Below are 24,425 nucleotides of genomic sequence, written 5' to 3'. Positions count from 1 at the left end.
CGTCTGCTGTGATCGACATGAGGGGAGGCGGCGTGAATGTCGGCTCCCTTCTTCTATAGCGTAGGGGAGGGATCATGACCGGCTTCATTCTCGCTATCGACCAGGGAACGACGTCCAGCCGCGCCATCGTCTTCGACGGCTCGATGAAGCCCGTGGGCTCCGGCCAGAAGGAATTCACGCAGCATTTTCCGGCTTCCGGATGGGTCGAGCACGATCCGGAGGAGATCTGGTCGACCGTCGTATGGGCTGTGAAAGAGGCGCTGAAGAATGCTGGCCGTTCGGCAAGCGACATTTCCGCTATCGGCATCACTAACCAGCGCGAGACGGTCGTGATCTGGGATAAAGCGACGGGCGAGCCGATCCACAATGCCATCGTCTGGCAGGACCGCCGCACGGCGAAGCTCTGCGAGAAGCTCAAGGCGCAGGGGCTTGAGGAAAAATTCTCGGAGAAGACCGGGCTGCTGCTCGACCCATATTTCTCCGGCACCAAGATCGCCTGGCTGCTCGACGAGGTGAAGGGCGCGGGCGAACGTGCCGAGAAGGGTGAACTGCTCGCCGGCACCATCGACAGTTTCCTGATCTGGCGGCTGACCGGCGGCAAAGTGCACGCGACCGACGCCACCAACGCCTCGCGCACGCTGGTCTACAACATCGAGAAGAACGAGTGGGATGCCGAGCTTCTCGACATTCTTCGCATTCCGGCCGCACTCCTGCCTGAGGTGAAGGATTGCGCCGATGACTATGGATTTACGGAGAAATCCCTGTTCGGCGCCGAAATCCCGATCATGGGAGTGGCCGGCGATCAGCAGGCAGCGACGATCGGCCAGGCCTGCTTCGAGCCGGGCATGATGAAATCGACCTATGGCACCGGCTGTTTCGCGCTGCTCAACACCGGCGGCGACCTTTGCCGTTCGAAGAACCGGCTTTTGACGACGATCGCCTACCGGCTGAACGGCCGGACCACCTATGCGCTGGAGGGCTCCATCTTCGTCGCCGGGGCGGCGGTCCAGTGGCTGCGCGACGGCATCAAGGTGATCGGCAAAGCCGAGCACAGCGGCGAACTGGCGGCAAAGGCCGACGAGACGCAGAACGTCTATCTGGTGCCGGCTTTTGTCGGGCTCGGGGCCCCGCATTGGGATGCGGAGGCGCGCGGAGCTATCTTCGGGCTGACCCGCAACACCGGGCCGGCGGAATTTGCCCGCGCGACGCTGGAATCGGTAGCATTCCAGACCCGCGACCTGCTCGACGCGATGAAGAAGGACTGGAAAAGCGGCAATGGCAAGACAGTGCTGCGCGTCGACGGCGGCATGGTGGCGTCCGACTGGACCATGCAGCGGCTCGCCGACCTGCTCGACGCGCCGGTCGACCGGCCGACCATCCTGGAAACCACTGCGCTGGGTGCTGCATGGCTCGCCGGCTCCCGCGCCGGCGTGTGGCCGAATGCAAAGAAGTTCGCCGAGACCTGGGCGCTCGACCGCCGCTTCGAGCCGCAAATGGACGAAGGCCTGCGTTCGACGAAGCTGAAAGGCTGGCGCGATGCGGTCAGGCGAACGCTGAGTCACTGATTGAATGTAAGGCATGAAAGACCCCGCGCCGAAAGGGCGCGGGTTTTCAGGTCAGCAGGAGGCCAAACGATCAGCTATAGGGCGAGTAGCACTGCCGGCGCGGACCGTTGTAGGGCTGGAAGGTGTTGTCCCACGCGCGGTACGAACGGTAGCGGTCATAGCACCACTGGACATGCGCATTGCCGCCGTAAACCCGACGCGGTGGACTGCTCAGCGCTCCACCGATGATGGCGCCGGTAATGAAGGCGGCGGCCGGGAACCAGAAGTCGCCGTGGCGGCGATAGCCCGGGCGATAGGAGCGGTAGCCGCGGTGACCTCTGTACCAGCCATACCTGTCATCACGATCCCGGCGGATGCTTCGCCGGAAATCGCGCCGGTCCCGGCGAAATTCGCGCCGGTCCCCGCGAAATTCGCGGCGGAATTCGCGGCGGTTGCCGCGGAACTGCCGGCGAAGCCACCTTTCTTCCATCACCTCACGGCCGCGCGACTGGACCTTGATGATATCGGACTGAGCAACCGGAGCCTGGGGAACAATCAGCGGAACCGCATTTACCGGCACGGCCGACGCAATCGCGAAGGACGCGGCCAGCGTTGTGGCGCAAAGGCCGGATAGAAGTTTTCTCATGAGCTTTCTCCTCATAGGGCTGTGCCTGTCCCTTATGGCGGTTGAACGACCGAGCCATGCCATGGTTCCGGCAAAAATGCCAAGTTACTGATAAGTAATGTCTCTTGCTGCCGCGAGGGGACCGGCGGCAAGGCCTCGCGCGAGCGTTGAAAGCCGGTGCTTTTTCCGGTTGACCGGCCCAAACACTCTCCCTATGTTCCGCCGCACTTTCAAAGGGCGCTGAGCGCCCCTGAAAAGCCGGCAGCTGCAGGGCGCCTGACCTCGATGGTTCTGCCGTTGAACCGGACGACTCGGTCGGGCGGTATTTGCGCAACAGCTGCGGCGCGTTGGTGAGGGCGGGTAGCTCAGTGGTAGAGCATTCGACTTTTAATCGAATGGCCGTGGGTTCGATCCCCACCCCGCCTACCAGGCCCACAGTTCACGACAAGCCTGCGACACGGCGTCCGGCCACGCAATGGTGATTGGAGACGCGCCGGCCGAGCGTCTATAGGCGGACAATCAGTCACGCGGCAGGCAACATGGCGATCGACATAGGATTTCTCAGCGCAATAGGGGCGGGCGCGATTTCGTTCCTTTCGCCCTGCGTCCTGCCGCTGGTCCCGCCCTATCTCTGCTACATGGCGGGCGTTTCGGTAGAGGATTTCCGCGCCGATGGGCGCGGCGCGGCGGTCAAGTCCGGCACGCGGAGCGCTCTGCTCGTGACATCATTCGCCTTCGTGCTCGGCTTCACCACGGTTTTCGTGGCGCTCGGGGCCGGCGCCTCGACCATCGGCCGGCTGCTGCGCGTCTGGCAGGAGCCGCTGGCGATGGCGGCGGGCGTTCTCATCATCCTGATGGGCCTCAACTTCCTCGGGGTCCTGCGCATTCGGTTCCTGTCGCGCGAGGCGCGCTTCCAGTCGCAGGGCAAGCCCGCCAGCACGCTGGCGGCCTATGTCATGGGCCTCGCCTTCGCCTTCGGCTGGACGCCCTGCATCGGGCCGGTCCTCGGGCCGATCCTGACGCTGGCGGGCGGACGCGAGACGGTCGGCGAGGGCGCGGCCCTGCTCGCCGCCTATTCGCTCGGTCTCGGCATTCCGTTCCTAATCGCCGCGCTGTTTTCCGGCGCGTTCATGCGTTTTCTGGGACGCTTCCGGGTCCATCTCGGCCGCGTCGAAAAAGCGATCGGGGCAATGCTGGTCGTGGCCGGCGTGTTCTTCCTCACCGGCGGCATGCAGGCGGCGTCGTACTGGCTGCTGGAGACCTTCCCGGCTCTGGGGCAGCTTGGGTAGGGTTTGCTGATTAAGAGTCAGCTGCTCCGGGCATCGAAACTCAGCCGCATTTGGAACGCGATGCGAGCGGTGCTAGAAATATGCACGAATCCCGCCCTTGCTCCGGATCTTCCATGACAAAGAGAACCTGCCTGTCCATCATTCTCGCCGCCGGCGAAGGCACGAGGATGAAGAGCGCGCTGCCCAAGGTGCTGCACAAGATTGCCGGCCTGCCGATGGTCGCCCACGTCGCCAAGGCTGCCGAATCGGCCGGCGGCGAGATCGCGCTGGTCATCGGCCATGGTGCCGACCAGCTCCGGGCGGCCGCGCAGTCCTTTGCGCCGAACGCCGAAACCTTCGTCCAGGAAAAAAGGCTCGGCACCGCGCACGCGGTCCTGGCCGCTCGCGAGGCGATCGCGAAAGGCCATGACGACATTCTGGTGATGTTCGGGGATACGCCGCTGCTGGAGCCGGACGCGCTGCTGCAGGCCAGAGCGGAATTGGCCAGGGGCGCCGCAGTGGTCGTGGTCGGCTTCCGCACCGCCGATCCGACTGGCTATGGCCGGTTGATCGAGGAGAACGGCGCGCTCGTCGCCATCCGCGAGGAAAAGGACTGCACCGAAGCGGAAAAGAAGATCGGCTTCTGCAATGGCGGCCTGATGGCGATTGCCGGGGAGCATGCGCTGGCGCTGCTCGACTCGGTTGGAAACAGCAATGCCAAGGGCGAGTATTATCTTACCGACATTGTCGAGATTGCCCGCAAACGCGGCCTGCAGGTCGTGGCCACCGAGGCGAGTTTCGAGAATGCGCTGGGCATAAACAATCGCGCCGAACTGGCCGAGGCCGAGGCGATCTGGCAGCGCCGCCGCCGCCGCGCAATGATGCTTTCGGGCGTGACGCTGATTGCGCCCGAGACCGTTTTCTTCTCGCACGACACCGAAATCGGCGCGGAGACCATCGTCGAACCCAATGTTTTCTTCGGCCCGGGCGTGAAAGTCGCCACGGGTGCGAAAATCCACGCCTTCTGCCATATCGAGGGCGCGGAGATCGGGGCGGGTTGCGATGTCGGGCCATTCGCCAGGCTGCGACCGGGCGCCGATCTCCGCGAGAAGGCCAAGGTCGGCAATTTCTGCGAGGTCAAGAAGGCCACCATCGAGCCGGGCGCGAAGGTCAACCACCTGACCTATATCGGCGATGCGCGCGTCGGCGCGGGGGCCAATATCGGCGCCGGCACCGTCACATGCAATTACGACGGCTATTCGAAATTCTTCACCGACATCGGCGCCGGCGCCTTCATCGGCTCGAACTCCTCGCTGGTCGCGCCGATTTCCATCGGCGCCCGGGCCTATGTGGCGTCCGGAAGCGTGATCACCGAAAGCGTGCCGGACGACGCGCTGGCTTTCGGCCGCGCGCGACAGAAGACCATGCCTGAAAAGGCCAGCGAGTTGCGCGAACGACGGGCCGGCGCGGCAAAGAAGTAGGCGCTAATGGCAGTCCGGCCATGGTCGCTGTCGCCGTCGGTTGACATGAAAAGTCACCGAAAGTGACTTTCGCCGGGCCATCGGAGTTTTTAAACAGCGACTTGGGTTTGGGCGTGAACGGGGGCTGGGCATGTGCGGTATCGTCGGAATTGTAGGACGCGCTCAGGTGGCGCCGCTGATCGTCGACGCGCTGAAGCGTCTGGAATATCGCGGCTATGATTCGGCGGGCGTCGCAACGGTCGCGGCCGGCGAACTCGGGCGCAGGCGCGCGGAAGGCAAGCTTGTCAATCTCGAACGCCGCCTGAAGGACGAGCCGCTAGACGGCACGATCGGCATCGGCCACACGCGCTGGGCCACACATGGCATTCCCAACGAGACCAACGCGCATCCGCATTTTTCCCACGGCGTGGCGATCGTCCACAACGGCATCATCGAGAATTTCGCCGAGTTGCGCGCCGAGCTGAAGGCCGACGGTTTCGAATTCGCCTCGCAGACCGACACCGAGGTCGTCGCCCACCTTGTGGCTCGGGAACTCGCCCGCGGGGCAGTGCCGGTCAAGGCGGCGCACCTTGCGCTGAAGCGGCTGGAAGGCGCGTTCGCGCTGGCGATCATGTTCCAGGGCGACGACAACCTGATCGTCGGCGCCCGCAACGGCCCGCCGCTGGCCGTCGGCTATGGCGAAGGCGAGATGTTCCTCGGCTCCGACGCGATCGCGCTGGCGCCTTTCACCGATTCCATAACCTATCTCGAGGACGGCGACTGGACGGTGATCCGGCGCGACGAAGTCGGCATTTTCGACATGGACGGCAATGCCGTCGACCGCAAGCGCCAGCAATCGCTGAGCACCAGCTACATGGTCGACAAGGGCAACCACCGCCATTTCATGGAAAAGGAAATCCACGAGCAGCCGGAGGTGATCTCGCACACTCTGGCGCACTATCTGGATTTTGCCGGTGGCGTCTCGCGAAAGCTCGACCTGCCGTTCGATTTCGCCAAACTCGACAGGCTCGCCATCTCGGCCTGCGGAACCGCGTTCCTGAGCGGTCTCATCGGCAAATACTGGTTCGAGCGCTTTGCCAGGCTGCCGGTCGACATCGATATCGCCTCGGAATTCCGCTACCGCGAAATGCCGATTTCGCCCGACAGCGCCGCGCTCTTCGTCTCGCAATCGGGCGAAACCGCCGACACGCTGGCCTCGCTTCGCTATTGCCGCAAGGCTGGCATTCCGATCGGCGCGATCGTGAATGTCCGCGAATCGACGATCGCGCGCGAATCCGATGTCACTTTGCCGACGCTGGCCGGCCCGGAGATCGGCGTTGCCTCCACCAAAGCGTTCACGTGCCAGCTTTCGGTGCTGGCCTCGCTCGCCATCCGCGCCGGCGTCGCCCGCGGTACTATCTCGCCGGAAAAGGAAAGAACGCTGGTGCGCGAGCTTTCCGAGGCGCCGCGCTACGCCAGCCAGGTGCTGCGGCTCGACAGGCAGATCGAAAAGGTGGCGCGCGAACTCGCGCACTACAAACACGTGCTCTATCTCGGCCGCGACACCAACTACCCGCTCGCCATGGAAGGCGCGCTGAAGCTCAAGGAAATCTCCTACATCCACGCGGAGGGCTATGCCGCGGGCGAGTTGAAGCACGGGCCGATTGCGCTGATCGACGAGAACATGCCGGTCATCGTGATCGCGCCGCACGACCGCATCTTCGAAAAGACCGTGTCGAACATGCAGGAGGTGGCGGCGCGCGGCGGCAAGATCATCCTGATCACCGACAAGAAGGGCGCAGCCCAGTCATCCATAGAGACGATGGAGACGATCGTGCTGCCCGACGTGCCGGAGATAATCACGCCGATCATCTATGCGCTCCCGGTGCAGATGCTCGCCTATTTCACCGCCGTATTCATGGGCACCGATGTCGACCAGCCGCGCAATCTGGCCAAGTCGGTGACAGTCGAATAGGGGCCGCTGCCCCGCCTCTCGCAATTCGGTTGTCCTTCGCAGGCAATCCCGTCTAGATAGGTGCGGTGCACAAATCTTGCGGCGGGGCAGATGTCGGATCACACAGGCTCACATCCAGGGATAACCAGGCTCAGGAATTATTTCCTGACTGGCTTCGTCGTCTCCGCGCCCTTGGCGATCACGATCTACATTGCCTGGTCGCTGGTCGGCTGGGTGGATTCGTGGGTAAAGCCCTATGTGCCGGCGAGGTACAATCCGGACAATTATCTGCCCTTCGTCATTCCCGGTTTCGGGCTGATCGTGGCCCTGGTGCTGATCACGCTGATCGGCTTTCTGACCGCCAATATCATCGGCCGCACGATCGTGAAATATGGCGAGTATTTTCTCGACCGAATGCCACTGGTGCGCTCGATCTATCGCGGGCTGAAGCAGATTTTCGAGACGGTGCTTTCCAGCAAGGCCGACAGCTTCCAGAAAGTCGGCCTGATCGAGTATCCGCGTCGCGGAACCTGGGCCGTCGTTTTCATTTCGAGCGAAAAGGAGAACGAGGTCAACGACAAGCTCGCGGGACGCGAGGACGATTTGATCGCCGTCTTCATGCCATCGACGCCGAACCCGACCACCGGCTTCCTGATGTATGTGCCGCGCTCGGATGTGGTTGAACTCTCAATGTCCGTGGAGGAAGCGGCCAAGCTGGTGATCTCGGCGGGCTTGGTCGCGCCGGAATACCGCAAGAAGACCAAGGCGCTGGTTGAGGATGCTCATGTGGTCCGGCCTGCGGCGAATTCTTCCATGCTGGAGGCAGATCAGCCGGCGCGCAAGAGCCGCACCGCCTCGTCGCGCCCGAAAAGATAAAGCAGAATCCGCACCGCCTCGCCGCGCTCCGATTGCAGGTCCGGATCGCGCGACAGGATAAGGCGCGCGTCGTCGCGGGCGATCTCCAGCAAATCGGCATGGGTATCGATGCGCGCGACCTGGAAGCCCGGCGTGCCGGACTGGCGGGTGCCAAGCAATTCGCCTTCGCCGCGCAGCTTCAGATCTTCCTCCGAGATCAGGAAGCCGTCCTCGGTCTCGCGCATCACCGACAGCCGCCGCGCGGCGGTTTCGCCGAGCGGCGCCTGGTATAGCAGCACGCAGGTCGACGCCTTGGAGCCCCGGCCGACGCGGCCGCGCAACTGGTGGAGTTGGGCAAGGCCGAAGCGCTCGGCGTGCTCGATGACAATGATCGTCGCATCCGGCACATCGACGCCGACCTCGATGACGGTGGTGGCGATCAGAATGCGCGCCTCGCCATCCTTGAAGGCGCGCATCGCCGCATCCTTGTCGACACCCTTCATGCGGCCATGCACCAGCCCGACCGCGTCGCCGAACATCGGCTGCAGCGAGGCGAAGCGCTCCTCGGCCGCCATCAGTTCCACTTCTTCGGATTCCTCGACCAGCGGGCATATCCAATAAACCTTCTGGCCGTCGGCGACCGCATCGCTTATACGGCCGATCAACTCGTCGAGACGTTCGAGGGGCAGGGTGACGGTGCGGATAGGCTGGCGGCCGGCCGGCTTTTCCGTGAGCTTCGAGACTTCCATGTCGCCGAACGCGGTCAGCACCAGCGTGCGCGGAATTGGCGTTGCGGTCATCACCAGCATGTCGGGCGCGTCGCCCTTGGCGGTGATCGCGAGGCGCTGATGCACGCCGAAGCGGTGCTGCTCATCGACGATGGCGAGACCCAGATCGCGGAACCGCACGCTTTCCTGAAACAGCGCATGCGTGCCAAGGACAAGGTCGATCTCGCCGCTTTCGAGCCCGGCGAGGATTTCGGCGCGTTCGCGTCCCTTTTCGCGGCCGGTCAGCACCGCGCTTTTCAGGCCTGCCGCTTCGGCCAGCGGCGCAATCGTCGCAAAATGCTGGCGCGCCAGGATCTCGGTCGGCGCCATCAGCGCCGCCTGCCGGCCCGCCTCGGCGGCGCGGCCCATCGCCATCAGCGCCACCACCGTCTTGCCTGAGCCGACATCACCCTGCAAAAGCCGCAGCATGCGCTCCGGCTCGGCCAGATCGGCGTTGATCTCGGCCAGCGCCTGTTCCTGCGAATTGGTGAGCTTATAGGGCAGGGCGTTGCGCAGCGCCGCCACGATGCGCCCGTCGCCGGTGAGCGGCCTGCCCGAAAGCCTGCGAACCTTTGCCCGCACCAGCGCCAGCGAAACTTGCCCGGCCAGGAACTCGTCATAGGCAAGACGTCGCCACGACGCGCTGTCCGGTGAGATGTCGATAGGGTCGGCGGGATTGTGCAGCCGCTTCAGCGCCTCGGCGAAGGGCGGAAAACTCTGGCGGCGGGCCACATCCGCGTCCAGCCATTCGGGCATTTCCGGCACGCGCGCCAGCGCCTGGCCGATGGCGCGGCGCAGCACTTTCGCCGAAAGCCCGGCCGTCATCGGATAGACCGGCTCGACCAGCGGCAGGTTTTCCGCCTCGTCGGCGCGGGCGATATGGTCCGGATGAACCATGGACGGACGGCCGTTGAACCATTCCATCTTGCCGCTGACGACCATCTTTTCGCCGACAGGCATGGATTTTTCCAGCCACGCATTGTTGGCGTGGAAGAAGGTCAGCGCGATCTCGCCGGTGTCGTCGTGCGCAAAGACCCGGTACGGGACCGATTTGTTGCCGCGCGGTGGCGGCTGATGGCGGTCTATGCGCACGTCCAGCGTCACGATCGCGCCTTCCGCGCCATAAGCGATGCCCGGCCGGTTGCGCCGGTCGATGACCGAATGCGGCAGCGTGAACAGAAGGTCGCCGGCGCGCGCCTCGCGGTCGGAGATGTCCGCCGGAACGATCTTCGCGATCAGTTCGCCGACTTTTGGGCCTACGCCGGCAAGCGAGGTGACCGACGCGAACAGGGGATCGAGAAGGGAAGGGCGCATGGTGTCAGCTTATGCGGCAGTGAGGCATGCGCAAGGCTGACAGGCCGGTTCATCCACGCTATATGCGCGCCAGACCAATGGATATGAGAGTCATGAGCGGCACGACGCGGTCAGGCGCGGAACTCGATGCGCGGCGGCGCAAGCTTCTGTTCCGCTCGTGGCATCGCGGCATCCGCGAGATGGACCTGATTCTGGGCGGGTTCGCAGATCATGCGATCGCCGAACTCCCCGACCATGAACTCGACGAATACGAAACCCTTCTCGAATTGCAGGATGCCGACATTCTTTCATGGATTACCGGCGAGCAGCCCGTCCCCTCCACCCACGACACCCCACTTTTCCGGAAAATCGCGGCGTCGCGCCCGGCAATGAGCATCTGAAATGAGCCTTATCGATCCTATTGGCCTGCCGAAAGGCCGGCCCGGCCTGTTCGTGGTCGACGGCGTTGCCGATGGCTATGAGGCCTTCGCGATTGCTGCCGCGGCCGGCGAATTAGCCGGCGACCGGCCGGTCCTGTTCGTCGCGCGCGACGGTCAGCGCCTGCCGGCGATCGTCGACGCGCTGGCCTTTGCCGCGCCGGACCTGCCAGTACTCGAATTTCCGGCCTGGGACTGCCTGCCCTACGACCGTGTCTCGCCCGGTTCGGATGCGGCCGCGCGGCGTCTCGACGCGCTCGCCGCGATGATCTCGCTGGCAAAAAAACCGCATCGCGCCGTGGTGCTCACCACGGCGAACGCGCTGCTGCAGCGCATTCCGCCTGCGGCTGTGATCGAGGCGCAGACCTTCCACGCCCGGCCCGGCAACCAGATCGACATGAAGGAGCTGATCGCGCGGCTGGAAAATTCCGGCTTCGACCGCGTTCCGACCGTGCGCGAAGTCGGCGAGTTCGCCGTGCGCGGCGGCATTCTCGACCTTTACGCGCCGGGTTCGCCGGAAGCGCTGCGGCTCGATTTCTTCGGCGACACGCTGGAATCGATCCGCTCCTTCGATGTCGCCACGCAGCGCACTACCGGCCAGCGCAAGTCGATGACGCTGCAGGCGATGAGCGAGGTGGCGCTGACCTCCGACACGATCAGCCGCTTCCGCCGGTCTTACATCGGGGCGTTCGGCGCGCCGTCTCCCGATGACGGGCTTTACGCCGCCGTCAGCGAAGGTCGCCGTTTCGCCGGCATGGAGCACTGGCTGCCGCTGTTCTACGAGCGCCTGGACACCGTGTTCGACTATCTGCCGGATGCGCCGGTAGTGTTCGACCATCTGGCGCGCGAAGCGCTCGGCGAACGCCATGTGTTGATCGAGGACTATTACGAGGCGCGCAGGAGCCAGGCCGAAGGCGCGCTGAAGGACGCCGTGCCCTACAAGCCCGTCCCGCCGTCGGGGATGTACCTGTCCCCGGACGAGGTGAACGCCATGCTGCCCGACCGCGCGGCGGTCGAGTTCACACCGTTCGCCGCGCCGGACGCCGGCACGGCGAAGATCTACCACGCCGGGGCCAAGGATGGCCGCGGCTTCGGGCTCGAACGCGCCGATCCTTCGGCCAATGTGTTCGAGGAGGTGGTGAAATATATCGGCGACCTGCGCGCGGCGCGCCGCCGGGTGATCGTCGCCGGCTGGACGGAAGGCTCGCTCGACCGGCTGAGCCAGATCCTCGCCGAGCACCACCTCGGCAATATGAAACAGGTGGCCACGCTCGCGGATGTGGAGAAGCTCCTGCCGGGCCAGGCTGGCATGGCGGTGCTGCCGCTGGAGACGGGCTTCGAAACGGAAAAGATCGTCGTCGTTGCCGAGCAGGATATTCTGGGCGATCGGCTCGTGCGCCGCTCGAAAAAGCGCAAGCGCGCCTCCGATTTTATCGCCGAAGCCTCTGCGCTGTCGGCGGGCGACATTGTTGTCCATGCCGACCATGGCATCGGCCGCTTCATCGGCCTGCGCACCATCGAGGCGCTGGGCGCGCCGCATGACTGCATCGAAATCCACTATGCCGGTGACGACCGGCTGTTCCTGCCGGTCGAGAACATCGAGCTCTTGTCGCGCTACGGTTCGGATTCGGCCGAAGCCACGCTCGACAAGCTCGGCGGCGGCGCATGGCAGTCGCGCAAGGCGAAACTGAAGAGACGGTTGCTCGAAATGGCGGGCCAGCTGATAAGGCTCGCCGCCGAGCGCCAGATGCGGGCCGCGCCCGCCTTCAACCCTCCCGACGGCCTCTACGGCGAGTTCTCGGCCCGCTTCCCCTATGAGGAAACCGACGACCAGCAGCGCGCCATCGATTCGGTCACGGACGACCTTTCCGCCGGCAAGCCGATGGACCGGCTGATCTGCGGCGACGTCGGATTTGGAAAAACGGAAGTTGCCCTCCGCGCGGCTTTCATCGCGGCCATGGAAGGTTTCCAGGTCGCGGTTGTGGTGCCGACTACGCTGCTTTCGCGCCAGCACTTCAAGACGTTCACGCAGCGCTTTGCCGGACTGCCCCTGGTGGTGCGCCAGGCGTCGCGGCTGGTCGGCGCAAAGGAGCTGGCCGAGACCAAGAAGGGCATCGCCGAAGGCACGGTCGACATCGTCATCGGCACCCATGCTCTGCTCGGCAGCTCGATTTCGTTCAAGAATCTCGGCCTCCTGATCATCGACGAGGAACAGCACTTCGGCGTCAAGCACAAGGAGCGGCTGAAGGATCTGAAGACCGACGTGCATGTGCTGACGCTGTCGGCGACGCCGATCCCGCGCACGCTGCAGCTGGCGTTGACCGGCGTGCGCGAGCTGTCGCTGATCGCAACGCCGCCGGTCGACCGCATGGCGGTGCGCACCTTCATTTCGCCGTTCGACCCGCTGGTGATCCGCGAGACACTGCTGCGCGAGCGCTACCGCGGCGGCCACAGTTTTTACGTCGTCCCGCGTATTGCGGATCTGTCGGAAATCCAGCAATTCCTTCAGGAGCAGGTGCCCGAGCTCAAGGTCGCCGTCGCCCACGGCCAGATGCCGCCGGGCGAGCTCGATGACATCATGAACGCCTTCTATGATGGCCAGTACGACGTGCTGCTGTCGACGACCATCGTCGAATCCGGCCTCGATATCCCTACCGCCAACACGCTGATCGTACACCGCGCCGACATGTTCGGCCTAGCGCAGCTCTATCAGCTTCGCGGCCGCGTCGGCCGTTCCAAACTCCGCGCCTATGCGCTGTTTACGCTGCCGGCCAACCGCACGCTCACCGCCACGGCCGAACGGCGGCTGAAGGTGCTGCAGTCGCTCGATACGCTGGGCGCGGGCTTCCAGCTTGCCAGCCACGACCTCGACATTCGCGGCGCCGGCAATCTGCTCGGCGAGGAGCAGTCCGGCCATATCAAGGAGGTCGGCTTCGAACTTTACCAGCAGATGCTGGAGGAGGCGGTCGCCGAAATCCGCGGCACCGGCGAAGTCGTCGACGGCGGCTGGTCGCCGCAGATCGCGGTCGGCACGGCGGTGATGATCCCGGAAAGCTACGTGCCCGACCTGCAGCTCAGGCTGGCGCTCTATCGGCGGCTCGGCGATCTGGAATCGACCGAGGAGATCGATGGCTTCGCCGCCGAGCTGATCGACCGTTTCGGGCCGCTGCCGGAAGAGGTTCAGCACCTGCTGAAGATCGTCTTCATCAAGGCGTTGTGCCGCCAGGCCAATGTGGAAAAGCTCGATGCCGGGCCGAAGGGCGTCGTCATCCATTTCCGCAAGCGCGAATTCCCCGATCCGACGGCTCTTGTGCGCTATATCGGCGAGCAGGGCTCGCTTGCGAAGATCAGGCCGGACCAGAGCGTGGTGTTCATTCGCGACTGGCCGAACGCCGACAAAAGGCTGGCGGGAGCGGCGGTGGTGATGACGCAACTGGCGCGGCTGGCCACGAAAGCCGCGGCTTAGCGAGAATTTCTAGGCACGCTTGGGATCTGGAAAGAACAGCGCCCGCACACCATTGCGGTCGAAAGGCTTCCATCGGCCTTCAGGCTGAGCCAGGCGGTCGGCAACCGCGAACACCGCGGCCGGATGATGGCCGAGCCCGCAATGGCTGGCCTGAACCTCGATGTTCTCGGCGATCGGGCTCTCCTTTTCAACGCAGTTCCGCCAGGCGCAGATCCCGTCGCTGCGGCTGAAGATTGCCGTGGTCGGCACCGGGGGCGAGACGTCGATCGGGCCGCCGATATGGCGTTCGCGATCATCGACCCTATGGCCAGATTTGCGTTCGTAGAGCCTCCACGCATTGGTGTGGCGCGGATCGCCGTTGAACGGGCTGCCGAGCGTGATCACGCTGCGCACCTCGTCCGGCAGCACCTTCGCCAGCTGCCGCGCATAGATGCCGCCGAGGCTCCAGCCGACGAGGCTGATCTTGCGGCCATGTAAGTCGGCGAGCTGCTTTACCCGGTCGAGCATCTTTTCCTCGACGCCCGGCCGCGGGCCGAAATTGCGGCCTTGCTCCCAGCCGAACGTGGAATATCCCTTGGACCTCAGGAACATCCGGAGCGGCAGGGTCACGCTGTCTCCTGTGATGAGGCCCGGCAGCACCATCACCGGGTGGCCGTCGCCGCGCGGCGCAAGCGCCGTCAGGAGCGGCAGCGCGGCGATGAAGCCGCCAAGCTCGGGCAGGGTGCGAAGTTCAAGCGCGAAGAGCAGCCTGGAAGGCGGCTTCAGCGTCTGTTCGGTTAACGTCATTCCAGTTCCGGTCGAACGTCCTTGGGTCGAATGGCCTTCACTCACAATTCCGAGTCTGTTTCGCCAATTGTGCGGTTTTGATGCAGGGCTGCCTGGGTCGAGATGGTGCTGCATCGTGCTCCTTGCAATAGTTTGCCGGGAAATCGAAAAGAGTGCGAGACTGTTGTTGGAAGCCGGCTTCGGATACTGCACTTCGCCCGCTTGGCAGGCGCTTTTGAAGAGCGTGCATCGCGTCCGCCAGGGGGCATGTCGTGGACCGCTCGGACGCTAGCGACGCAATCCTGCTGGTCCAGCAAAAGCAAAAGTGCCTGCGCTTGTCACGGCCAAACTGCCTTATCGGCCGCAATGTGAGAATCCTCACAGACGGTGCGGCGTCAGAATGAGAAACCCTAGGCCGCGAGCAGGCCTTTCAGGCGGGTTAGCTGTCATCTGCAAGTAACCCCAAACGGCTCTGCTCCATCCGCCAGGAGCAAGATCCGGCATGGGCGAAGTTCTTTTTTTCGAGCCGCAGCGCTTTGTGCGCCGACATGCATCGATCGAGGAGCGAGATGCGCCGTCGACTGCGGTGATCGTCATTTTTCCCGGTGTTCGCTATGAGCGTCTGGACGACGCTGACTCGCACCCTTGCGCCAAGGTTGAAGCGCGAATGCCGAAGAGACCCAAGCCGCGCCCCTCCCGTTCTTGAATTTGCCACCAGCGTTCTGCCGGGGACCGTGGCGCGCGCGTATCCCTGCTACGGCGCGCTTACTGCGCTTCTCGGCGCTTCCTGAATTCCAGCCTCCTCGACACGCCCATGCAGATGGAGCTTTTCTTATGGTTCAGCTACATCTAATGTCTTGAACGAGGAGTAAGGGGGCGCGAACGTCGTCCAGGCGTAGGCTCTCCTATGTTGAATGGGAATTCGGCCTGAAGCCGGGGGCAACACCCGGTCTTGAAGATGCCCGGAAGGGGTGAACCGATGGCTGATTGGCACTACACCCGTCAGCTGGCTACCATCGTTTCGATCGACGCGGTTGGATTTTCGCGCTTGATGGGCCTCGATGATGTGTCCGCCGTGGCCGCGTTCGAGGAACGACGGAATATCATAATCGAAAGCTGCGGCGTGTTTGGCGGCCGGACGTTCGGCGCGGCCGGCGACAGCATCATGGCGGAATTCGGCAATCCGATCGAAGCGCTGCGCGCTGCGTTCGATTTCCAGGACAGGATCGCCACCCTCAACGCCTCGGCGGATGACAATATGCAGATGCCGTTCAGGGCCGGCATCAACACCGGTGATGTTATCGTCCGGGACGACAGCCTCTATGGCGACGACGTCAATATCGCAGCCAGAATCCAGGAATTCGCGCCCCACAACGGCCTCGCAATCTCCGAGACCGCCTGGCACCATGTGAAGGACAAATCCACCGCCGAGTTTACTGATCTCGGCGAATTCCTGCTCAAGAACATCACGCTCCCGGTCCGCGTCCTGATTGCGACTCGTGGGGGCGATGGAGCGCCTGGAAGACCGCGGACGATCGCTCAGCCTAACACGGCCCACCAGCAGAAGCATCTTTCAAGCGGACCTCCCGCAATAGCAGTCCTGCCGTTCCGCAACGACGGAAGCGAGCGAGACATCGATTACATTGCCGACGGCCTCGCCGAAGACATCATTTACGGCCTGTCCAACACAAGATGGATCTCGGTGATCGCCAAGAGCTCCAGTTTCCAGTTCCGCGACGATGCCCTTGGCGCCACGGCGATCGGCAACGTCCTCGGCGCTCGTTACGTGGTCGGCGGCGCGTTGAGCCGCGGCGCCGGAAGCATCCGGCTGAATGCGAGCCTGGTGGATGCGTCGAACGGCCGGCTGGTGTGGTCGCGGCGTTTCGAACGCGAACTGGTCGATATTTTCAAGCTGCAGGACGAGATCGGCAGCGAGATCGTATCCATGCTCGAAAAGGAGGTCGACCGGGTCGAGCAGACGCGCACTTTCCAGGTGCCTTGGGAAAGCCTGGAAACCTGGCAGTTGGTCCGACGGGGACGCTGGCACATGAACCGTCGCACCCGCAAGGATACGGAACTCGCCCGTGAATTCTTCGAAAAGGCCTATCTCGAGGATCCCAATTCCAGCGCGGTCCTCAACGAACTGGCATGGTGGCATTTCTGGCGCGCCTGGCTTCGTTTCGGCGACAGCGACGAGCTCGAGAAGGTTACCAGCTATGCGCGCAAGGCGCTGCTTGTGGATAGCCAGGATGCGCGCCCACATGCATATCTCGGCGTCGCCGACATTATGCGTGGCCGCCCGAAATCGGCGCTCGAACATCTGGAGGACGCGCTTCACATAAATCCCAGTTTCGCCTTTGCGCGCTCGGCCAAGGGCAGCGCCCATCTTCTTCTGGGGGAAGCCAGGAAAGCGATCCCGCTCTTTCAAGACGTGGAGCGGCTGAGCCCGTTCGACCTCTACGCCTTTCATAATCTGGGAGAACTCGCCGCCGGCTACTGCTTCATCCATGACTGGACTTCGGCAATCGAGACAGCCGATCGCTCCCTCAGCCTTTCGCCCGGCTACTTCTACGCGCGTTTTCTCAAGATCGGCGCGCTGATGCGAAGCGGCCAGCCTGACGCAGCCAGGCGGGAACTGGCGGTATTCCAGGCCAGGCATCCGGACTTTTCCAGTGAGCGAGTGGGCTGGATACCGTTCGCCGACAAGGCAGCGAATGCGTTCCTGATCGAGAATTTCGAAATGGCCAGAACACACGAGCCGGCCGGTGGGAAGTGCTTGCAGACCGAGGATGGCCGCCATCTGTGAAGCTGTTCACATACGCGGGGGGCTCGCATTCCTATGTCAACAATAGCGGGGCATTGGATGACGAGCGCTGGGGGTGGCGGATGGCTAGGTTCAAATATTTCGAGGGCGTCCGCAAGGCGCAGAGCGCCCAGAAGCCGGCTTCGGAACTGCCGCGTTTCGATCTCGGGCGGCTTCGTACCGATGGTCTTGCCAGCCGGATCATAGGGAGGCTTTTCGAGGATCCGCGCTGGGCCCTTTCGCTGCTTCGGCGCTTCTGGCCCATACTCCGCGTCGGCAAGTTCATGCTGGTAACGAGGAACGACGACGTCCGAGACATTCTCGAACGCCAGGACGAATTCGAAACGCCGTACGGTCCGGAGATGACCGAGATTGCATGCGGCTCGAATTTCATTCTCGGCATGCAGGATGGCCCGGACTATCGGCGGATGAAGTCGTCGGTGCTAAGCGCGTTTCCGCCGGACGAGGTGGAGGCCGCCGTCAGGCCGATAGCCGCCCGCCATTCGCGCGAGATCATGACCCGCGCCGCGCCGGGCTTCGACGCTGTCCGCGATCTTCTGAAGATCGTCCCCGCGCATATTTGCCGGGAATATTTCGGTATGTTGATAGACGACGAGGCCGAGTTCGCCGACTGGTCGATCGCACTCAGCGCGCTGTTTTTCTCCGATCCAGGCGGCAGCCCCGCGACCCGCGAAACGGCGGTTGTCGCTGCCGACCGGATGATCAAGACCATCGACCGGTCGATCGAAGCCGTCAGGGACGGCAGGACTGGGAGCAAGACGCCGCTGGCCCGGCTGGTCGCCATGCTCGACCGTGGGAAGCTCACTCTCGGAGATATCCATTCGATAATGCTGGGCATGATCGCGGGCTTCGGGCCGACCAACCTGCTTGCCGGCGGCAATTGCCTCGACGTCATCCTCTCCCGGGCCGATGCCCGGGCGGCCGTGGAGCGGGCGCTTGCCGCCGGTGACGACGAACTGCTCGACCGGGCAATCCTCGAGGCGATGCGTTTCAAGCCGATCTGGATCGGCCCGTTCCGCTACACCGCTCGGGACACGGTGATCGCCAAGGGGACCCGCCGCGAACGCGTGGTCAAGGCGGGGACGGTGGTGATGCCGGCGACGCTTTCGGCAATGTTCGACCCGGACGCGGTCCAGCGGCCGAATGACTTCGATGCAACCCGCCCCTATCGGGACTACCTCGTGTTTGGACACGGCATCCACCTTTGCATCGGTTCTGCGATTGCGAGGATCCAGATCGGCGAGAGCCTGCGCGCCCTGTTCGCGAAGAAAAATCTGCGGCGCGCCAAGGGCAAGGCCGGCAGGCTGACGCGAATTGCCGCCTTTCCGGACAGCCTGAAGGTCGACTTCGAACCGTCCCCTCTTTGCCGCGCGGTCAAGCATTCTATGGTCACGGTCGTCTGCCCGATCGAGCCGGCATCGTCTCTCGCCGAAATACGCGAAAAGATCGCGGCCCTCGGCAATCCGGCGGGTCCGGAGATGCGCGCCGCGCTCGACGCGAGCGGCGTCATCCATTTCGCCAGCCTCGCCGTTGCCGTGACCGAGGACAGCCGGGGCAAACCGGATCGCAACGGCGCGCATCTCGTGCTCGAATTGTCGGGCGACGGCAGCAATGACGAAGTCATCGACGCCTTCGCCGGTCATGCCGGGCACCTGGTTCGGGAAATTTTCGAACAGGCTTGCAATTTCCCCGGCGGTCAGACGCTGCAGCATTTCATGCGCAAGCATGCGGTGGAGATATCTCCATCCTTCGGCAGCAATGCAGGCCTTGTTTTCTCGGGGACGCCCGGGTTCTCGGTCGGGCGCATCCGCGCCGAGGCCGATCTGGCGGAGATGGCGCAAGCCATTGTCGAACAGCCGCATTGCAAGGCGGGAGCCGCCGCGACGCTGCATGAAGTCAGGCAGCACATCAGGAAGAGCGATGATCTCTCCTGGGCGTTCGAGCCAGAGGAAAATCCGCTCGAAGGGCCGAAAGGAAACCTCTGGCGAGCGGCGATCACCACTTTGAAGGCGCCGGCAGTGCTTGCAACGGTTTTGGCCATCCTGGCGGCCTGCTGGTGGATAACCTACACATTCGTTTTCGGCTATGCTCCCGGCTTCTTCCGCAATCTGCTCGTGGCCGGCACGTCCCTCATCCTGACAGTCGTCGGCGTGACGTCGCTGATCGTGACCTTTGTCGGCCTCTGCTTCCTTGCGCTGCGCCGGCTCGAGAAGCGCGATGTGCCAAGCGACGAGATGATCGATCTTGCCTCACTGGAGGCCATTCTCGAGCGCGAGGATAGGACCGCCCAGAACCATCTGACGGCGATTTCGACGATGAAGTACGGCACGTTGCGAAGGCTCGCCTTGCGCCTGACCTTCTACCTTATTTCGATTTCCGCTCAGAAGGTCTTCCGGCCGGGGTTTCTCGCCGACATCAACACTATCCATTTCGCACGCTGGGTGCTCGTGCCGGGCACCAACAAGCTGATGTTCTTCAGCAACTACGGCGGCAGCTGGGAGAGTTATCTGGAGGATTTCGTCGCCAAGGCGGCTTCCGGCCTGACCGGCGTTTGGAGCAACACCGAAGGTTTTCCCAAAACGCGCTGGCTGTTCCTGGACGGCGCCCGCGACGGCGATCGCTTCAAGCGATGGGCGCGCCGGCAGCAGATCCCGACCCTGTTCTGGTACTCCGCCTATCCCGACCTCAACACGTCGCGCATACGCATCAACTCGAAGATCAGACAGGGCATAGCCCAGGCGACGGACAGCGAGGCGAATGATTGGCTCCACCTCTTCGGCTCGATGCCGCGGCCGGAACCGGCAAAGGAGGGCAGCAAGCTGGTCGATCTGTTCGCGCCTGCTCCGCCGCCGGTGGAAACGCTCGAGAGCGGCGAGATCCAGTCGGTTTTCTTCAGCGCCCTCGGCTCGCTGGAACATGCCCGCATGCTCGCGGTCCGGATTCCGGAAACCCTGGGACGCGCCAAGCGGAAGGCTTGGCTCGAATTCATCGCTGCCAGGGTGAGTTTCGGCGAAAGCGTCCCGGCGGAGCGGGCAATGATGATTGCTTTCGGACCGGACGGCCTGCGCCGCCTTGGGTTGGAGAGCGATCCCGACCATGATCCGCTGGAGAAATTTCCGCTGGCGTTCCGTCAGGGCATGGGCAGCGCGGCGCGAAGCCGCATCCTCGATGATGTCGGGGAAAGCACGCCGGATAACTGGCAGTGGGGTTCCCCGGCCAAACCGGTGGATGCGGTGGTCGTCTGCTACGCGGCAAGTCCCGAAGCGCTGGAGGCGGATATCGCTGAACTTGCCCGACGGACGAAAACCGCCGGGATGGTCCTTGTGGCGCAACTGCCTTTGGCGATCCGCCGCAGCGGCAAGAAGGCGGTGGAACAGTTCGGCTTTGTCGATGGCGTGTCGCAACCTATCGTGCGCGGGACGCCCCGCGCCAACTCGTCGGTCGCCGCCCAGCACATCATCTCGGCCGGGGAGTTCCTCTTCGGCTACCGCGACGAACATGGCTTCTACCCGCCCACGCCGACAGTGCGTTCTTCGCACGACCGATGCGGCGTCCTGCCGGCGCTCCGCGCGGACAACATCACGTCCGATGGCCCCGGTCTGCGCGATTTCGGCAGGAACGGATCGTTTCTCGTCGTGCGGCAATTCGAGCAGCACGTCGACAGGTTCAAGGAATACTGCGTCGCGGCGGCGGAGGAAAAGAACGATCCGGAAATCACGCCGCGCTGGATTGCCGCCAAGATGGTCGGCCGCTGGCCTGACGGCACCTCGCTCGTCCGCAATCCGGATGGGCGTCCGGGACGTACCCCCGACAACGATTTCACCTTCGGCGCCGAAGACCCCCAGGGACTGCGCTGCCCGCTCGGCGCTCACGTGCGCCGGTCGAATCCGCGCGATTCGCTTGGCGAGGACCACGAAACGCAAATCAGGATCGGCAAGCGCCACCGGATCCTCCGCATCGGCCGCACCTATGAAAAGGAAAGCGGCGAGGGGACCGAAAAAGGCCTGCTCTTCATGTGTCTGAATGCCGACATCGAGCGCCAGTACGAGTTTATGCAGCAGACCTGGGTGGCGTCAGCCTCGTTTCACGGCTTGCTTGCGGAGAAAGACCCAACGATCGGAGCGCAGGTCGGCGAAGGCCGGTTCTCGATCCCGCGATGGGAGGGAGCCGTTGTGCTCAAGGGAATTCCGAACTTCGTCACGACGCGCGGGGGCGGTTATTTCTTTCTGCCGAGCCGTGCGGCGCTGCGGTATCTCGCGACGCGGCTGTGAATTCAGTTGTCTTCCGCATCGGCCACGTGGCGAAGCGCGCCCGGATTATCGATGTGCAATCCGCCTCGCCTGATGGCGATGATGCCCCGGCTGCGCCAGTCGTTGAGCGTCTTGTTCACTGATTCGCGCGTGGCTCCCAGAAATTCGGCGAGTTCCGATTGCGAGATCGGTATCCAGCCGGCCGAATCCGACATGGTGCCGGACAGGAAAAGCAGCCGCTTGGCCAGCCGCGCTTCGATTCCGAGAAATGCCTGATCGCCGAGTTCGCCGCTTACCCAGCGCAAGCGCGCGCACAAGAGTTCGATCATGGCGCGTGCGAGCGGCGGATGTTTCTCTATGCGATCGAACAGCTGCGCCCGGCTCAGCGAGACAAGTTCGCAGTCGCTGAGGCATCTCGCCGTCGCCGTGCGGGGACCGCCGTCCAGCACGGCGATTTCACCGATCAGGCTTTGCGCCAGCTCGATGTTTGCGACGAGCTTTTGCCCGCCGGGCGAATAGATCGAGATCTCCACCGTTCCGGCGATGACGCCATATATGCGATCGGCGACGTCTTCCTGGACAAAAAGATGCTGGCCGGCTGTGTAGCGCTCGGCCTTGCATCCGCCGAACAGGAGTTCGAACAATTGCGGACTGATCCTCGCGAGCCGTGGCAGCTCGCGCAGATTGTTAACTTTCGCTGTCGGGAGGGCCATGAGATTACCCGGTCCTGCTCTCCACCTTTCTACGGCAAGAGGTGCCCGGATCAAAGGCCGTTGTCGCGTCAAAAGCAGTGATGCTGTGAGATGGGTTACATTCGGCGGCAACCATCCGCTCTAAGCTGGGAGGGGTCAACTCGGGAGGCGTGGAAAACCGTCCGTCGCCGGTATCGCAGCGAGCGCAACGGGCCAGCCGAACCTGATCAAACCCGTTGCGGGACTTGAGCCATGTCCAACTTCGCCCATCCCCTGGAACTGTCATTCGCGGCGTTCCACGCCCATGCCGGTCACAGCTTCGGCTATGGTCTGCGGCTCGCTGCGGTTTCAACCCTCTGCTTCGCCGCGTCGGGCTCGGGCATGCCTGCCTATGCCCATGAAGCTCCCACAGGCTGGCGATACCCATACTCCTGCTGCTCCGGTTTCGATTGCCGCGAGGTTTCGTCGAAAGTTATCGGCGAAGGTCCGGAAGGATACGTGATCAAGGGGACGGGCGAGATCGTCTCCTATTCCGACGCCCGGCTGAAAAATTCGCCGGACGGCGAATATCACTGGTGCTCGGTTGCGGGCGCAGACGATACCAGGACTATCTGCCTGTTCGTGCCGCCGCACTCCTTTTGATGCGGAAGCAACGACCGCGGCGGCCGCCAATCCATTACTGGCGCGCCGATTGACCGGCTCAGACGATGAAGTCGGTCCCTGTCATGAAGCTGGTGCCGGCGATGTCGGCGGTTGAATCGCCGCTTACATCGGCGTCGATGATCACAGGAAGAAGATCAATGTCTCCGCCGTGCTCGCCGGACAGAGGCTCGGAATCACCGAAGTCGACGACGGCATTTGGCTCGTCAGCTTCATGCACTTATGATTTGGGATATATCGACCTGGAACAGAGGACCTTGCAGACCATCGACAACCCGTTCGGCACGAGGTTGTCACCCATGTCCTAGGCACAAGCTGTTACCCATGTCTGCGGGCCGTACAGCATGTCTCCGGATCGGGCAGGAGGACTTGACCCCCCGACCGGGAGGATTTCGATGGGCGCGCGGAAAACCGGGCGGAAGCCGACGCTGAGGCGATGTTCGCGAATCCGCTGGGGCCGCGCCTGCGGGTTAGTCGCCTTCGGCGCGTGCGTTCTCTTTCTTGGCCGATTTCACGGTGCGCACAGCAGCCATAAAACTGCTGCCTTTGTCGGTCAGTGACCAGAACACGCCCATTCCTCCCTGTGTGGTTTGACGATAGTCGACAGTGACTAATCCAAGCGCTATTAGCTGCACCTTTACAGTTTGGAAGCAATCATTATCAAGCTTAACTACCTTTTCGCCAGTGTTGTTTGTTTTATATGCTACTCTGCCGATCATTGACTCAACTTTTCCATCTGAAGGATGAGAAATTAACTCAGGCGCTATGGCTCCAAATATCTGCTGCCACGTCATTTTTGCATTTTCGCTTATTGTATCAGTGGCGTATTGGCGTTTAATTGTGTATGAATATTTCAAATCAAAGGTTTCGTCGAAACCGGCCAGATTGAGAGATTTATTGTACAAACTGCTATTTGCTGATTCGATTTGCTTCTTAAGCGCACTATTTTCCTTTTGTAGAGAGTTTATTTCGATCAGAGATGACTCTGACGTCACTTTGTCGGCCCTTACCCAGCCAATCGCCGGGTATGCTTTAATTGTTTTCATGAGGCTAAACGCTACGAGCCCCGGCAGCTCTTTCTCGCTACTCCAGAACTTCACCAGTCTGTCCGCCTTCACCTTCGTTCTGAATGCCTCAAATTTCTCCCGCAAGCTCGCGTCCAGCTCGGATTTGGCGACAGGGATAGAACTGGGATTCTCGTGCACAAAGGATAATATTTTCAAGCCGATAGACTTTGCATAGTCAAATTCCATCTCGGTATACCCGATGCCTTCGACGTTCGTCGAGCCATATCGACCACCTAAGATCAAGATATAGTAGTCACAATCATCGATTACTTTCTTAATGAACTGCCATTGATCGTCATCCGAGGCAGGAAATAGCTCCATCCCGGCTGGAATACAGTCCATCTCCATAAGAGTTTGAATGACACTGCGGCGCTCTTGCTCCAAATCCGCATAAGTTGAGCTGACGAAAACTTGGAAACGCTTATCCAATTTGGAATCCCCCTAATGTTCAAATCATACAGATCCTTTCGCCTCCCGGTCCACTATCCCGTTTAGGCC

16 protein-coding genes, 1 tRNA gene and 1 pseudogene are annotated in these 24,425 nt (G+C 62.8%); 13 read left to right on the top strand and 5 right to left on the bottom strand.

The features are described 5' to 3' along the window. Nucleotides 1-74: 74 nt before the first annotated feature. On the top strand, nucleotides 75-1,565 hold the full coding sequence (gene glpK / locus G6N73_RS14430; protein ID WP_165028692.1) for a glycerol kinase GlpK: 1,491 nt from the start codon (nucleotides 75-77) through the stop codon (nucleotides 1,563-1,565). Between the two features lie 70 nt (nucleotides 1,566-1,635). Here the strand turns inward: glpK and G6N73_RS14425 are convergent, their stop codons facing one another. Further along, nucleotides 1,636-2,190, bottom strand: coding sequence for a BA14K family protein (locus tag G6N73_RS14425; protein ID WP_165028690.1), 555 nt, complete (start codon nucleotides 2,188-2,190; stop codon nucleotides 1,636-1,638). Between the two features lie 333 nt (nucleotides 2,191-2,523). Here G6N73_RS14425 and G6N73_RS14420 point away from each other — a divergent pair. From G6N73_RS14420 to G6N73_RS14400, 5 genes are all read left to right on the top strand, one after another. Next, nucleotides 2,524-2,598: transfer RNA gene (locus G6N73_RS14420), tRNA-Lys, on the top strand. A 110-nt stretch (nucleotides 2,599-2,708) separates the two neighbouring features. Continuing rightward, complete coding sequence (locus G6N73_RS14415) at nucleotides 2,709-3,458, top strand: cytochrome c biogenesis CcdA family protein (RefSeq protein ID WP_165028688.1); 750 nt, start codon at nucleotides 2,709-2,711, stop codon at nucleotides 3,456-3,458. A gap of 113 nt (nucleotides 3,459-3,571) precedes the next feature. Further along, nucleotides 3,572-4,918, top strand: coding sequence for a bifunctional UDP-N-acetylglucosamine diphosphorylase/glucosamine-1-phosphate N-acetyltransferase GlmU (gene glmU / locus G6N73_RS14410; protein ID WP_165028686.1), 1,347 nt, complete (start codon nucleotides 3,572-3,574; stop codon nucleotides 4,916-4,918). A gap of 130 nt (nucleotides 4,919-5,048) precedes the next feature. Then, nucleotides 5,049-6,872: a glutamine--fructose-6-phosphate transaminase (isomerizing) gene (glmS, locus tag G6N73_RS14405; RefSeq protein WP_165028683.1), complete on the top strand. Its 1,824-nt coding sequence runs from the start codon at nucleotides 5,049-5,051 to the stop codon at nucleotides 6,870-6,872. A gap of 90 nt (nucleotides 6,873-6,962) precedes the next feature. Then, nucleotides 6,963-7,727, top strand: coding sequence for a DUF502 domain-containing protein (locus G6N73_RS14400; protein WP_206078856.1), 765 nt, complete (start codon nucleotides 6,963-6,965; stop codon nucleotides 7,725-7,727). Here the strand turns inward: G6N73_RS14400 and recG are convergent. After that, complete coding sequence (recG, locus tag G6N73_RS14395; RefSeq protein WP_165028681.1) at nucleotides 7,679-9,787, bottom strand: ATP-dependent DNA helicase RecG; 2,109 nt, start codon at nucleotides 9,785-9,787, stop codon at nucleotides 7,679-7,681. The two genes, G6N73_RS14400 and recG, sit on opposite strands and share 49 nt — an antisense overlap. 92 nt (nucleotides 9,788-9,879) lie before the next feature. Here recG and G6N73_RS14390 point away from each other — a divergent pair, with 92 nt between their 5' ends. Both G6N73_RS14390 and mfd read left to right on the top strand, forming a co-directional pair. Beyond that, complete coding sequence (locus G6N73_RS14390) at nucleotides 9,880-10,167, top strand: FAD assembly factor SdhE (RefSeq protein WP_165028679.1); 288 nt, start codon at nucleotides 9,880-9,882, stop codon at nucleotides 10,165-10,167. 1 nt (nucleotide 10,168) lies between these two features. Beyond that, on the top strand, nucleotides 10,169-13,669 hold the full coding sequence (gene mfd, locus G6N73_RS14385) for a transcription-repair coupling factor (RefSeq protein ID WP_165028677.1): 3,501 nt from the start codon (nucleotides 10,169-10,171) through the stop codon (nucleotides 13,667-13,669). A 9-nt stretch (nucleotides 13,670-13,678) separates the two neighbouring features. Here mfd and G6N73_RS14380 read toward each other — a convergent pair whose 3' ends face one another. Continuing rightward, nucleotides 13,679-14,455 carry an esterase/lipase family protein gene (locus G6N73_RS14380; protein ID WP_165028675.1) on the bottom strand — a complete coding sequence of 259 codons (777 nt, stop codon included), beginning with the start codon at nucleotides 14,453-14,455 and terminating at the stop codon, nucleotides 13,679-13,681. Between the two features lie 481 nt (nucleotides 14,456-14,936). Here G6N73_RS14380 and G6N73_RS14375 point away from each other — a divergent pair, with 481 nt between their 5' ends. The 3 genes from G6N73_RS14375 (at nucleotide 14,937) to G6N73_RS14365 (ending at nucleotide 21,529) form a co-directional block, all read left to right on the top strand. Beyond that, complete coding sequence (locus G6N73_RS14375; RefSeq protein ID WP_165028673.1) at nucleotides 14,937-15,140, top strand: hypothetical protein; 204 nt, start codon at nucleotides 14,937-14,939, stop codon at nucleotides 15,138-15,140. A 273-nt stretch (nucleotides 15,141-15,413) separates the two neighbouring features. After that, nucleotides 15,414-17,240, top strand: a complete 1,827-nt coding sequence (locus G6N73_RS14370; RefSeq protein ID WP_165028671.1) for an adenylate/guanylate cyclase domain-containing protein — start codon at nucleotides 15,414-15,416, stop codon at nucleotides 17,238-17,240. 80 nt (nucleotides 17,241-17,320) lie between these two features. Next, on the top strand, nucleotides 17,321-21,529 hold the full coding sequence (locus G6N73_RS14365; RefSeq protein ID WP_165028669.1) for a cytochrome P450: 4,209 nt from the start codon (nucleotides 17,321-17,323) through the stop codon (nucleotides 21,527-21,529). Between the two features lie 2 nt (nucleotides 21,530-21,531). On the opposite strand, the gene G6N73_RS14360 is transcribed toward G6N73_RS14365, so the two are convergent. Then, on the bottom strand, nucleotides 21,532-22,221 hold the full coding sequence (locus tag G6N73_RS14360) for a Crp/Fnr family transcriptional regulator (protein WP_165028667.1): 690 nt from the start codon (nucleotides 22,219-22,221) through the stop codon (nucleotides 21,532-21,534). 360 nt (nucleotides 22,222-22,581) lie between these two features. Between G6N73_RS14360 and G6N73_RS14355 the strand changes: the two genes are divergently transcribed. After that, nucleotides 22,582-22,842: a hypothetical protein gene (locus G6N73_RS14355; protein WP_165028822.1), complete on the top strand. Its 261-nt coding sequence runs from the start codon at nucleotides 22,582-22,584 to the stop codon at nucleotides 22,840-22,842. A gap of 142 nt (nucleotides 22,843-22,984) precedes the next feature. Then, a pseudogene (locus G6N73_RS38585) lies at nucleotides 22,985-23,168 on the top strand (hypothetical protein); the annotation flags it as partial. A 162-nt stretch (nucleotides 23,169-23,330) separates the two neighbouring features. On the opposite strand, the gene G6N73_RS14345 reads toward G6N73_RS38585, so the two are convergent. Then, on the bottom strand, nucleotides 23,331-24,356 hold the full coding sequence (locus G6N73_RS14345) for a DUF4062 domain-containing protein (RefSeq protein WP_165028665.1): 1,026 nt from the start codon (nucleotides 24,354-24,356) through the stop codon (nucleotides 23,331-23,333). Between the last annotated feature and the right edge of the window lie 69 nt (nucleotides 24,357-24,425).

The sequence above is a fragment of the Allomesorhizobium camelthorni genome (assembly GCF_011045125.1).
In the GTDB taxonomy this organism is placed as follows: Bacteria; Pseudomonadota; Alphaproteobacteria; order Rhizobiales; family Rhizobiaceae; genus Allomesorhizobium; species Allomesorhizobium camelthorni.
The sequence above is the reverse complement of the archived record's forward strand: the minus strand, read 5'-3'. Positions and strand labels throughout refer to the sequence as shown.